The sequence below is a fragment of the Corynebacterium sp. A21 genome (genome assembly GCF_052266655.1).
Taxonomy (GTDB): domain Bacteria; phylum Actinomycetota; class Actinomycetes; order Mycobacteriales; family Mycobacteriaceae; genus Corynebacterium.
Genome location: NZ_JBQPQY010000003.1, coordinates 358,964 through 371,150, shown reverse-complemented (window position 1 = coordinate 371,150; position 12,187 = coordinate 358,964). Strand labels below are relative to the sequence as shown.

General features: G+C 59.8%; 12 protein-coding genes and 1 pseudogene. 7 read left to right on the top strand and 6 right to left on the bottom strand.

Going from position 1 to position 12,187, the window contains the following annotated elements:
• Positions 1-225, bottom strand: a 225-nt coding sequence (locus tag ACTU46_RS08085; RefSeq protein WP_443380741.1) for a WhiB family transcriptional regulator, incomplete at its 3' end; no start/stop codon positions are given.
• A 332-nt stretch (positions 226-557) separates the two neighbouring features.
• Between ACTU46_RS08085 and ACTU46_RS08080 the strand changes: the two genes are divergently transcribed.
• Positions 558-944: a hypothetical protein gene (locus ACTU46_RS08080; RefSeq protein WP_443380740.1), complete on the top strand. Its 387-nt coding sequence runs from the start codon at positions 558-560 to the stop codon at positions 942-944.
• A 660-nt stretch (positions 945-1,604) separates the two neighbouring features.
• Here ACTU46_RS08080 and ACTU46_RS08075 read toward each other — a convergent pair.
• Entirely contained in the window at positions 1,605-2,588 is a 984-nt protein-coding gene (locus ACTU46_RS08075) for an AraC-like ligand-binding domain-containing protein (RefSeq protein WP_443380739.1), read from the bottom strand.
• Between the two features lie 138 nt (positions 2,589-2,726).
• Here ACTU46_RS08075 and ACTU46_RS08070 point away from each other — a divergent pair, with 138 nt between their 5' ends.
• Genes ACTU46_RS08070 through ACTU46_RS08060 form a run of 3 tightly spaced genes read left to right on the top strand, consistent with a single transcriptional unit; the run spans position 2,727 to position 5,527 of the window.
• Positions 2,727-3,938, top strand: coding sequence for an acyl-CoA dehydrogenase family protein (locus ACTU46_RS08070; protein WP_443380738.1), 1,212 nt, complete (start codon positions 2,727-2,729; stop codon positions 3,936-3,938).
• Between the two features lie 25 nt (positions 3,939-3,963).
• Positions 3,964-4,509: a flavin reductase family protein gene (locus tag ACTU46_RS08065; protein WP_443380737.1), complete on the top strand. Its 546-nt coding sequence runs from the start codon at positions 3,964-3,966 to the stop codon at positions 4,507-4,509.
• Positions 4,510-4,561: 52 nt separating this feature from the next.
• Positions 4,562-5,527 (top strand): alpha/beta hydrolase, encoded by a 966-nt coding sequence (locus tag ACTU46_RS08060; protein ID WP_443380736.1) that lies wholly within the window; start codon positions 4,562-4,564, stop codon positions 5,525-5,527.
• A 387-nt stretch (positions 5,528-5,914) separates the two neighbouring features.
• On the opposite strand, the gene ACTU46_RS08055 is transcribed toward ACTU46_RS08060, so the two are convergent.
• The 3 genes and pseudogenes from ACTU46_RS08055 to ACTU46_RS08045 form a co-directional block, all read right to left on the bottom strand.
• Positions 5,915-6,244 (bottom strand): hypothetical protein, encoded by a 330-nt coding sequence (locus tag ACTU46_RS08055; RefSeq protein WP_443380735.1) that lies wholly within the window; start codon positions 6,242-6,244, stop codon positions 5,915-5,917.
• Between the two features lie 141 nt (positions 6,245-6,385).
• A complete protein-coding gene (locus ACTU46_RS08050) occupies positions 6,386-6,586 on the bottom strand; it encodes a hypothetical protein (protein WP_443380734.1) in 201 nt (66 codons plus the stop codon).
• Between the two features lie 79 nt (positions 6,587-6,665).
• Positions 6,666-7,097, bottom strand: a pseudogene (locus ACTU46_RS08045) (recombinase family protein); the annotation flags it as partial.
• An 874-nt stretch (positions 7,098-7,971) separates the two neighbouring features.
• Between ACTU46_RS08045 and ACTU46_RS08040 the strand changes: the two are divergent.
• From ACTU46_RS08040 to ACTU46_RS08030, 3 genes are all read left to right on the top strand, one after another.
• Positions 7,972-8,625: a hypothetical protein gene (locus ACTU46_RS08040; protein ID WP_443380733.1), complete on the top strand. Its 654-nt coding sequence runs from the start codon at positions 7,972-7,974 to the stop codon at positions 8,623-8,625.
• 175 nt (positions 8,626-8,800) lie between these two features.
• On the top strand, positions 8,801-9,751 hold the full coding sequence (locus ACTU46_RS08035) for a restriction endonuclease (RefSeq protein WP_443380732.1): 951 nt from the start codon (positions 8,801-8,803) through the stop codon (positions 9,749-9,751).
• A gap of 107 nt (positions 9,752-9,858) precedes the next feature.
• The gene (locus tag ACTU46_RS08030; protein ID WP_443380731.1) at positions 9,859-10,800 is read left to right on the top strand and encodes a DNA-processing protein DprA; all 942 of its coding nucleotides are present in this window, start codon (positions 9,859-9,861) and stop codon (positions 10,798-10,800) included.
• A 745-nt stretch (positions 10,801-11,545) separates the two neighbouring features.
• Here the strand turns inward: ACTU46_RS08030 and ACTU46_RS08025 are convergent.
• Positions 11,546-12,175 carry an arsenate reductase/protein-tyrosine-phosphatase family protein gene (locus ACTU46_RS08025; RefSeq protein WP_443380730.1) on the bottom strand — a complete coding sequence of 210 codons (630 nt, stop codon included), beginning with the start codon at positions 12,173-12,175 and terminating at the stop codon, positions 11,546-11,548.
• Positions 12,176-12,187 lie beyond the last annotated feature (12 nt).

Genomic DNA, 12,187 nt, shown 5'->3' with positions numbered 1-12,187 from the left:
CGCGGTCACCAGACACTGGGTGCGTACCGGGCAGTGTCGGCAGATCACGGCGGCTCGGCGTTGTGCTGCTCCGCGGACAAAGAGATCATCGGGATCGCCTTGGCGGCATTTGGCTTGAGCGATCAACACCTCCCGTGGGGAGAGATCGTCCTGATTGCTTGCCCGGGCAGCGGCCCGCCAGATGGGAAGGGCACGGTGTTGATTCAGGTACAGCGAAGCGGTCATCGTCAATGTCTCCCTCTCGGAGAGCTACCCAGAACAAGTTTTGCAATGGAAACCAAAGCGTATTCACAGGTTGGTCGAATGTCGATAGGGTCATCCATAAAAAGTCATATCTTCTCGCGATCCACCCATGAATGGGGGATAAGGCCAGCTCAAAGCCCCCGAACATGGGGGCAGTCTGATGGGGGTCGCCCCCGGATCCTCGCTGAAGATATGATCACGCTGTGGGGAAAATAGGCACTTTTTTAAGTGTGGTAGTTGTGATGGTCGGGCTCATGGCATGTAGCGGTGAGGGGTCCCCGATCGCGACGGCCCCGTCTTCCCCTTCGTCATCCATGACCGGCGAGGTGCCCTCCACGGCAGCTAGCGGTACCGGGGTGCGTGAGGGGGATTTATCTGGCCCGGAACTGGCACCGGTAACCGATAGGGAGCAGGCGGCGGCGATGGTGCTCTTGGAGCGGTTTTCCGGCACGCGTATCCGCGACTTGACGGTGGGGGAGGTGGTGATCGCTGCGCGGTTATCGTGTGCGATGGCAGATCCCGCGGACCGGGCTTTCTATGATCCTGCGGCGCTGAAGGAATCGATGAGGATCACCTACAGCTGGCATCGGGAGGAGTCGGGGATATGGTTTCTTCCGGGGATGGTGGAACAGTTTTGCCCGGAGTTGCATCCCGGTGACGAGGTCATCGATGAGTTGATCACCGATATCACCAGCGGCTAACCTCCCCGCACCTCCCGGCGGCCGGCAATCTTGCGGAATGCGCAGCCGCAGCCGAGAGGCATCCTGAAGCAGGCACTGGCCTCCACACGGTGCGCCCGAGGGCGACCCCGCATGCCCCCTCGCTCATGCCCTTCATCATGACGTAAAATCCCCAAATTACTTCATTAGTATCTAAAACAGATAGTTTTGAAGCAATAAGGGGCCACTTAAGGTGCTGTTGCAAAGTTCGGGTAACGGAGTAATCGACGTGGAATGATCACGGTTACGGGCATCTTCTCCGGTCGGCAGTTCCCTCGTGACATCGTCCTGTGGGCGGTGCGCAGGCCACTACCCGCTACGGGGTGAGCTATCGAGACCTGGAAGAGATGATGACTAGTGAAACAGCTTCTCGCCTATTACTGACTTCGCGTGAGAGTGCTTGAGCTTGGCAATCAACCGATTTCTGTGCCTCATCCGGCGGCCCCGGCATGACCTTTCCTTCTGCACTGTGGATCCGGGGCTGTTACAACCGCCAAGCGAAGCTGTGACTGATATTTAGGGCCTGGTGGCCAAGGTCGTGAGATCGGCTGTTGACCACTGTTTCTTCCCTCCTCGTGTGTACTAGGTTGAAATCATTAGAAGTCCTGTTCGCAACGTCCCGATGGTCCCGATGAAGCGCACCTAGAGCGCGTCGCGGGATCCGAATGCTTTCCGACGAAACTCGGTGGGAGTGCATCCTTCGATTCGTTTGAACACCTGCCCGAAGTGCGACGGGTTCTGCACGCCCCACCGCTGAAGGAGCTTTTCGATTGGCACCATGGCGAACTCTTCCAGCGCCAGATCTGCCCTTACCCTCTCAATGCGCCGCAACCGGATGTAGCTGGCGCAGGTCATCCCCGACTGTTTGAAGGTCTGGTGTAGGTAGCGAACAGAAATGTGAGCGGAGTCCGCCACCATCTGGGGGTTGAGTTGAGGATCCGACAAGTTCGCCTCAATGAAGGCGAGGGACTGCTCCAACAACTCCGCCGCAGGGGACTGGAGGGAACCCTCCTCGGACGGGTATAGATCTGCCAGCATTGCCTCAATGAGGCCGACAAGGTGGTTCGCTACCGCCGCCCGGGCAGACGGTGTGAGCGTGGGTTCCGCGGGGAACAGTCCCGTCAGAAAGTTCAATATCGGCGGTGCCAGGCCCTGGGTGCCGTCAAATGTCAGTGCCCCGAGTTCTTCCCACCGTTTTGACCTGGTGTTGAGGCGGTCGACCGGAATGCGGACGCTACGGCTTTGGTAGTTGCCGTAGCACTCGAGCTGGGCGGGTTTATTGGACAAATACAACCCGATCTGACCGGGAGTTAGCTGAACTTGTTTACCCTGCTGGGTGAGTTTTAACATGCCGCTGACCTGGAAGGTAACGATGACATATTCGTCGTTCTCGTTCCTGACGTGCTCGACAGTGCGTTCGGCGGTGTGATCCCTAGTCGTCATGGAGAAGACGCTGGCGCTGAGGAATTTGGCGGCTTCAAAGTCACCCCGGAATGCACTGTCGTCCTGGACTGTAAACCGGAACGGCATGACGTCGTTGCCAACCCTTTCGCCCCAGGCGTCGAGATTTTGCCGGCGGCTACTCGACTCACTGTCTACCCCGCCCAGCCACAATCCATGGTCCATGACACGTAAACATATCACTGTGTCCCAGCACATAAACGTGCACGGGATCGAGAGGGGTGCTCGCTCAATCGATAGGGCAACGCTTGTGGCCCCGCTTACATTGTGAGTACACCGCCACACCGAGAGACAGGGAAGACCATGACTACGACCTTACGAACCCCGAACCGCACCGGTCTCAACCCGGGACGCGAGTTTGAAGCGCTCATGGACCGACTCGACGGCATCACCGACCTTTTGAGAGCCAATGGCGAGAAGAACGAGGACCTTGGACGCCTGACGGATGAGAGCTTTCAGGCGCTTAAAGACGTCGGAGCTTTCAAGATCGGCATTCCGGAAGAGCTCGGTGGCTACGAGCTGAAGCCCACCCAGACGATTGCCGTCCTGGAGAAGGTATCTAGGGCGGATCCGGCCTCCGGCTGGGTGCTCATGGTGCTGCAGATGATTTCTGGAACCACCGCTGCCTACCTGCCGGAGGAGGCACAGCGCGAGCTGTTCCCTGAAAACGGCGAGCACGCACTCGTCGCCGGTCAGGGCACCCGGTTCGGCAAGGCCGAGCGTGTCGACGGCGGCTACAAAATCAGCGGCAACTGGTTCTTCGGCTCGGGCATGCGCCACGCGACCTGGATTCACACCGGGGCCTTCGACGAGAAAAACGGCCGCGCCATGATGGTGCACTTCCCCCGGGAGAAGGCAAGCCTCGACGGCAACTGGGATGTGCTCGGCCTGCGCGCGACCGGCAGCATCAACTACTCCTGCGAGGACGTATTCGTTCCAGACGCCTACGTCTACGAGCCCAACACGACCGATCCCCTGGCCGGTGGCGCGCTGTATAAAACCGGACTCGCTTTGATGTCCGGGATCTGCCACACCGGCTGGGCGCTAGGCGTCGGCCGTCGCTTCCTCGATGAGATGCAGGCACATGCCGCCAAGAAGAAGAACCAGCCCGGTGCATCCACCAACACCGACCAGTTCCACGCCGAATACGCCAAGGCTGAGGCTCGGATGCGCTCCGCACGCTCATGGGCGATGGAGGTGTGGGGAGACAACGAGCGTGCTCTCGATGCCGGCGAAAAATTGACCATGCAGCAGGAGACGATGACCCGCCTCGTTCTCAACAACAGCACCTGGGCCTCCCACGACGTCAGCCAGACCGTTCACCTGTGGTCCGCGACCGCCCTCGCCCGGCGTGGCGACCTGCAGCGCACGTTCCGTGACCTGCACGTCGGCACCGGCCACGTCACCAGCGGCCCCGTTGTCCTGCAGCAGGTGGGCAAGTACCTCGCAGGCCTGGCCGCCCCTGATTCCCACTGGAACTTCTTCGACCTCGCAGAACCGACCTCGTCCGAGTAAAGACTCAGAAAGAAGGAGAATTCTCATGACTACGATGACTATGGCCCCTACCCAGACCCTTCCCGAGAAAATCTCCCAGGATTTCCGCAACGCCTTCCGGACACACCCCGCCGGCGTCGCCATCGTCACCGCCGATTCCGGAACCGGACCGGTCGGCCTGACCGCCACTAGCGTCAGCAGTGTGTCCGCCGATCCGCCGACGATCGCCCTCAACCTTTCCTCTCTTTCCCGTTCCGCCGAAAAGATCCGCGCCGCGGAACACGTGGTCGTCCACCTCCTCGGCCGAGAGCAGCTCGACCTGGCTCAGCTGTTTGCCACGCCCGGTGCCGACCGCTTCGGCGACACGTCCGTGTGGGACCGGCTTCCGTCAGGAGAGCCGTACCTTCTGAATTCCCACGTATGGATGCGTGGAAAGATCGTCGGCTCCATTGACGTCAACGGATCCACACTGGCAGCTATCGAGCTGGTTGAAACTCACGTCGATACGTCTGTAGAGCCTGCCCCGCTGGTCTACTACAACCGAACGTGGCACAAGCTGTCCGAGATGAGCTCCGTAAATCCCAGTGCGTGACGTCAGCGCGGCACTCTTCCACCCCATAATTGCGTGAAGCTAGGAGACCCACATGTCATTCGATGAAGCGACGAGTAACTTCCTCACCGCCGCCGCGGACAACACCGGCGATCGCCCGCTCTGGGAGATGTCCGCCCCCGAGGCACGCGAAGCCACCTCCGGTCTGGATGAGCTATACGGCCCCGGCCCGGAGATGCACGAAGCGCGCGACCACCAGGTCACGGGCGAGGACGGCGGGAAATTTACCGTTCGCGTCCTGGTTCCTTCTCCTTCTCCGACCGCCGTGGTCGTTTACTACCACGGCGGTGGCTGGGTGCTGGAAAACCTCACAGGCTACGACACCCTCGGACGGCAGCTGGCTGAAAAATCCGGTGCGGCTGTGGTGCTGGTGGAATACCGCAAGGCCCCGGAACACCCTTTCCCCGTCCCCGTTGAAGATGCGTGGGCCGGTATGAAATGGGCGGAGGAGAATGTCGCGAAGCAAGGCGTGGATACGCTTCCTGTCATTGTGGCCGGTGACAGTGCCGGCGCAAACCTAGCCGCTGTCGTTGCTCAGCGAGCTCGTAACGAAGGAGCACCGACGCTACAAGCACAGATTCTTGTCTGCCCGGTCACCGATGCCGATTTCACCCGCGACTCCTACCTTGCCGCGGAAAACCAGACGATGGTCTCCCTCGACGCAATGAAGTGGTTCTGGGATCAGTATGTTCCGGATGTCACCTACCGCAGTAACCCGGCGGCAACCCCACTCAACGCTCCATCTTTGGCCGGTCTTCCCCCAGCGTTGGTCATCACCGCTGAACACGATGTGCTTCGTGACGAGGGTGAGGCCTACGCGGATGCCATGCAGGAAGCTGGCGTAGAGGTGGAGCATCACCGGTGGGCAGGTCAGATGCACACCTTCTTCTCGATGGTCAACGTGCTGCCGGGTAACGCTGAAGCCATCGATCTGGTCACGACGCGAATCAAAGACTTCGCAAGGGATGCTGTTGCAAAATCGGGGTCGCTGACGGCGTAGAAGTGGAATGATCACGGTCATGTTCTCCGGCCGTCACTTCCCCCGTGAAATCATTTTTTGGGTGGTGAAATGGTGCTGATGCTACGGGCTGATCTACCACGACCTGGAAGAAATGATAACCGAGCACACTAAATATGATCTATGACATGATTGGGCGACAGTGTAGCCCGCTTCACCTATGGAGTGGGGTGCGCGGAAAGGACGGGGAAAAATGGGTTTCCTGAAATTCACCCACTCCTGACGACACCCGGCCGGGGCTGGGGTGAGTGAAGCTGGGTGCTGCACTTCACCCGTTCAGCACCCGGCTTCACCAGGCGTGGGACCCGAAACCCCTGTTCGCACACGCCATGAGCGGTTACGATGGAGCGGAACAGGGATTAAGAGTCGCTATCTGATGCCGATTGCGGAGCTGCCGATCGAGAACAACTCCTGGTAGTCCGTCTGGGGAAGGACATCATCATGGGAGCCGAAGGACAGCTGCGGTAGTAGCGTGACGTCAGCGCTGCCCAGACTGAATCGAGTGGGATCCACTAGGCTGCAGGGGTGATCCGGTACGAGCCACCAGTTCAGGTCGAACGCGATGGCGGTGCAGTTGATAGGTGAGCCCTTTTCAACGGAGGGGGCCGCATCCTGGGCGCTGGCCACCGGTGCGGACAGTAAAGCGGCCGTGGTAGCGGCGATTACCGCTGTACGTCGGGCGAATCGAGAATAGGTCATGGCACTATATCTTTCTGTAGAGGAACGAGAGTAGAGCGCGGGAAAACTTTCCGCAGACCACAGGTCTATCGTTCCCGAAGCAGATCCTTCGCGGGGAGTAGAGGGGTAGCTCTCGGCCGTGGATGGTGGTCTTTCGCGCCTTCAGGGGGCGGGTGTGATCTCCGGGAACTGGTTATTTTCCCCAGCGAGCAGTTTTCGCCCATCCTCCCGCAACTCCCCCGTCGGGGACACATGGCGGTACAGCGTCTGGCGGGTAATCCCGAGTTCTTTGCAGAGTGCCGCGACGCTGGTTTCCGGGTGTCCCATCGACGCCATCGCTAGGCGCAGCTTGGTCGGGTTCATCTTGAACGGCCGACCCCTTGCGCCCGCGGGCCCAGGCGGATTCTAGGCTGGCCTTGGTGTGCTCGGAGATCAGCTCGCGTTCAACCTCAGCCAAAGTGGCGAAAATACCGAAGACGAGCTTGCCTTGGGCGGTGGTGGTATCCACGGCCGCGCCCTTACCGGTGAGCGCCTTGAGTCCGACCTCCCGCTGCGTCAGGTCGTGGACGATATTGACCAGATGACGCATATCCCTACCCAACCAGACGGGCTTCTCTACCAGCAACGTGTCACCCGGACGTAGTGCTTTCAGGCACGCCGTCAATTCCGGGCGGTCCCCTTTCCTACCCGACGCCTTGTCCTCGTGGGTGCTGTTGCAAATAGGAATTCCGGCTGACTCACTACTGGTTAGCGTGCAGCGCAACGAAGTGGCTGATCCGCTGTTTTCTGCGGCGACCCCTACTTGACACAACAGGATTCTTGTTAGGGACGTGCTTTTAGTAGCAGGGTTCTGACGAACCCACCAAAACAGCACGTACCCACCTTAGGTGGCTAAGCGTTTCTAGTGGTCCTGAGGTTGCCGGTAAATACTCCGCTAAGGTGTATCCGAACGTCGCAAGATTTTTCTGCCGAGCATAAGGACAAGAGTGGCAACCTCATACGAGCTTGAGACATTTCCTCAGAGAATCTATGTGTGCTACCTGCAGGAGTCCATTCAGCGGAGGCAAAGGGTTTTGGCCGTCGTTCCTTCTCTTGAGGACGCCAAGGAGGTTGCGAGACGTCATAATGACTCCGTTTTTCATGTCTATTGGAGTGAATGTGCTGTGGATTGTGGAGAGAATTCCAGTTGGCGCCCGGTCCATGCAGCATCGGTAGTCGTGGCGTTCAGCCCTGGATACGGTCTGGAGGAGGTGCCCCTCCCAGACAGTGACGAGCCGGTTGATGTTCGAGCATTCCTGAACCGAGATTCTGCAGTGAACTATTTGAGGTGGTTCGACCGAAACTTGGACCCTGCGTTTTGGCAACACGCATTTTGGGAAGTTGAGCTCGGGTGGGAATCTCCAGACCTCAAGGACATTATGAAGAGATGGCAAGAATAATAAGTGGTGGCAGTATAGGTAGTGTCAGGGGCCATCGGCGGCGTGATTCCCGCCATGGCTTCTCTGGGTGTTGTTGTAAACTCGCGTTTTCGACGAAAACGGTGGATCCGGCACCAGCGTTGCGCTGCATGCTCACACATGGTTAGTTCGCTGGAATTGCTGTTTGCAACAGGACCTCCTGATAGAACAACCACGTGACCTCCAACGCGACGTAGCTATCATCGGAGGCCCCAGGCCCAGTCGCTTCCTCTCCATCAGGTGCGCGCTGTCTCAAGGCAGCACCTCAGTAGGTATGGCACTCTCATATTCATGACAGCAGCACGCATGCACGGCACTCCGGAGGAATCCCAGCGCCTGGACGAGCTGGATAAGGCCGCTAACAAAATAGATAATCAAATCCACCGGCTACTCGCCGAGCGTGAGCACCTCATGGCTGAGGCGGGCAAAATTACGACGGCAATAGAAGAACGAGTACGACCAGAAATAACAACGACAGTGCCCCGCGACGCAGGAATGAACCTTGAGCTACTCGCGAGCTGGCTCGCACTGAAGGTCCAGCGCCTGGAAGATGAAAACCTTTGGGGACTTGAAGGCAGGCTTCGTGACCCCAGGATCATGCCGGGTATGGAACTGATCATGGTGTGGGATGACGGGTACTGCACCCAACTGGTGATCCATTTCGATGCTGACCGATTCCAGGGGCTTGTCGGATACTCGCTGGAGGATCAAGGCCAGCGGTGGCAACCTGACTACGACGAACAGCGTCACGCCGAGTTCACCGCTGTGCTGCTGATGGGCGAATACCCGATCAAGTTCGCGCAAGAGTGCCGCCTCGGTGAGATCAACTGGGCAAGCCGGGCCCCTGGCTATCCGCACCCGGAAAGTATTGGCGAGCTTGTAGACCTGGCACAGCGGAACGGGGCCTGGCTACATCCGAGGATCAGCGAAATTCCACGTAATTAATACAGAGCCTCAACGGTTCCTACTCATGACAGAACCAGGTAACCAGAGTTCCTTGCTGTGCAGTGAGAAACTCAGATCCCAGGAGGTAAACCTCTCCCCTCCTAGAACACCTTTCTCACCGCCCAGGACATAAGGGTGTCGCCGAGGGCACGCACGATCCTGGAAGGATGGGGCCATGACTACAGGAGAGAGCGCACCGTCGTTTACCCAGCAGGGCATGCCCACCCATCACAACCTGGTGGTCCCTATCATCCGGGCAGTCGTGGACCTGGGCGGATCCGCACAGTCCAGGGAGATCGTTGACCACGTCCTTGAGCACTACCCGGGGGCAGAGCGCCTTCTCCAGATCACCTACCCCAACCGGCCAGAAGCAGCGGTGTTTCCCCATCGCGTTGCCTGGGGCAGGTCCACCGCGAAACTCATCGGCGCTCTCGAACAGCCCGCCCCAGGTATGTATCTATCGACTAAGTTGGGCGAAGACCTCCTGGAGATGACTGATCAGGACGCTCTGGAGAAAATCCGTGAGCTCAACCGCGAGTACAACCGTCAACAACGCCAGAAAAAAGCCCAGAACACCATCACACCCGATGCCCCTGATGTTGATGAGGCGCAACCCTCCGCGGAGGTCCTGGCGGAGACGGAAGCCGAAGACGATGCTGCCGGCTCGGAATGGAAAGCCCAGCTACTGGAACGACTCCACCGGCTCTCCCCGGAGGGCTTTGAGAAGTTCGTGCTCTACCTACTACGCCGGTATGGCCTCCAGCTGACCCACATCGGCGGAAGCGGGGACGAGGGGATCGACGGAATCGGCACCGCCCCGTTGAGCCCGGTACTCTCCTCCCGGGTGGCGGTCCAGGTCAAACGCTACGCACCCCACGGAAAACCGATCGGCCGAGAGACCGTGGCCCTGTTCCAGCGTGATGCCCAGACCCAGGGTGCTGAACGCGCCATCTTGGTGACGTTGAGCAGGTTTACCGAGCCTGCCCGTAAGGCCGCTAACTCTGCCTCCCCGACGGTGGATCTGATCAGTGGTGATCGGCTCGCGGATCTGATCCGTGATGATGGACAGTCCGGTGTTCGCCTCCAGCCCACGGTCAACGAGACCTGGTTCGACAAATTCGACTAGAAACCTCCCCGGCCCCGCAGCGCGCTACAGGGCGCTGCCAGGCCCTTCACCCCACAAGGATCAACCCCACCAAACGCCTGCTGACTGGGTCTTCGGGTATATCCGTGGTGCGGACTACGATCAGAACTATAAACGCCACAGACGCACCCACCGCATACACCGCATACACCGAAGGGGATACCTCCCTCATCGGTGTTATCGCTGCGGTGCGGGCCAAGTCCTCGTTGTCGCAGTCCGCCCGCGTCTCGATCCTGATCAGCGAGGGCGTAGACGCCGTGCTGGAGGACATCTTCGGCCATACCCTCATCCACCCCGAGCGTGACGCCGCCCTGGACATGGCTGCAGCGGACCTGGCCAGGTGGCGTGAGCAGGGCTACCAGGTCACCAGCATCCTTGATGCCGACTACCCCGAGCACCTGGCCGGGGTGCATGAAGCCCCTGCCCTGCTGTTTAGTCAAGGGAGTCTCCTCCCGGCTGATAACGGGGTCAGTGTTGTCGGTTCCCGCAACGCCTCGCCCGGACAGCTCCAGGCGGCCGGGCAGATCGCCACTGAGTTAGCCCGGCGGAACCTGACCGTGGTCTCCGGGCTTGCCACGGGTATTGATACCGCGGCCCATGCGGCAGCCTTGGCTGCGGGTGGGCGCACCGTCGCGGTCATGGGCACCGGACTGGACCACACCTACCCAGCCGGCAACCATGCACTGCGCCACCGTATCGAGTCCACCGGCCTGGTGGTCTCCCAGTTCTTCCCTGACCAGACCGGATCACGGGCCTCGTTCCCGATGCGCAATGCCGTGATGTCGGGCTATGGGCGGGCCACGATCGTGGTCGGTGCGACCGAGAAATCCGGCACCCGCCACCAGGCGAAGGCCGCAGTCGGCCACTCCCGTGGGTTGGTGCTAACACCTCAGGTGGCCACGCAGACCAGCTGGGGGCGAGACTATGTGGCCGCAGGGCTCGCACAGGTCGCCCACGGCCCAGAGGAAGCAGTCGATATTGTCTCATCGATCATCGCTACCGCTGATGCCGGCGCCCATCTGTTTGCATGAGGATCGATCCGAAGTTTGATCACACCGCCGGGTAGTCCCTCAGCTGTCCGCACATTGTCTAGAGTGTCGAGGATCATTCCTTGAAATAGGACAGGTCGTGGAGGCCACGGATGGCAGGGAGAGCAGGTGATGAACGCCAACCGCAGGGGCTAGCTCGACTCGCCCCCTGGCGAAACTTCGTGCCAGGGAGTTGATGATCATGCCCATCCTGGGATGATGTCATGCAGACAATGTCGCCATGAGTAAGAGCTAGGGTCCCACTGGCAGGTAGGGATGGTCCTTGCCAGACCGGGTTCAGGCACCGGCCGGCGACCTCCGGAGAGGCCTCCAGTGGGCGGTAGCGCTCGGGGTATTCCGCGAAGTCTTTCGCTGCTCGAGGAAACCTGGTCTCCCACTCTGAACTGCTCCCCAGAAGTTGGACTGAGAAATCAGGCACCAACCACTGGGGAGCTTTTCCATGCGAGAACGAAGTACCTTGATGCAACATCAACGAGAACAACTCGTTGACCTATTCGAAAACGGTAGCGGCTATCGCGCCGCCGCCCATCACTTAGCGGTGAGTATCAACGTCGTCCGAAAAATATTTCACCGGTGACAGTTCCATGTCAGCCCAGTCTCGGTCATCCCACCACCAAGTCTCCTAACTCTGATCAATCAACGCCAGATCCTCTGGCAGCGGCCGACCGAACAGAAAAACCTCCCCTCAGCCCTAAGTGGGCCGAGGAGAGGTTCCCGGTATCGGCGATCAGCTCTGGATGCTTTCCCAGAGGCCGCTGATGCGTCGGTCGATGTCTTCGACGATGCTTCGGGTTTCCTCGACGGTGACATCGGAGGGATCATCGAGTTCCCAGTCGAGGTAGTGCTTGCCGGGGTAGATCGGGCAGACATCGCCACAGCCCATGGTGATCACGTAGTCGGCCGCGCGCACCACATCATCGGTCAGCGGCTTCGGGAAGGCTGTGGTGAGGTCGATCCCACGCTCGGCCAGGACCTCCAGCACGACCGGATGAACTTCGGAGGCCGGGGCGGAGCCGGCGGAGCGGACTTCCACGCCCGAGCCTGCGTAGTGGCTGAGCAGGGCCGCGGCGATCTGGGAACGGCCGGCGTTGTGGACACAGACGAAGAGCACCTGTGGAACGGTGTGTTGGATCTTTCCCTCGGCCAGCGCCAGGGCGCGGAGGCGGTCTTTGACGAATTTCTCGGTGAGGACCGGGAGGTAGGTCTTGATCCGGGCGGTGCGGGCGAGGGAGATATAGGACTCGTAGACGTAGCGCTCGACGGTTTCCGCCGAGAAGACTCCTTGGTAGGACTTAGTGAGATCTTGGGCGAGGCGTTGGAGGATCTGGGTGTGCATGACCGGGGTGGTGGTGGACATGACAGACCTTTC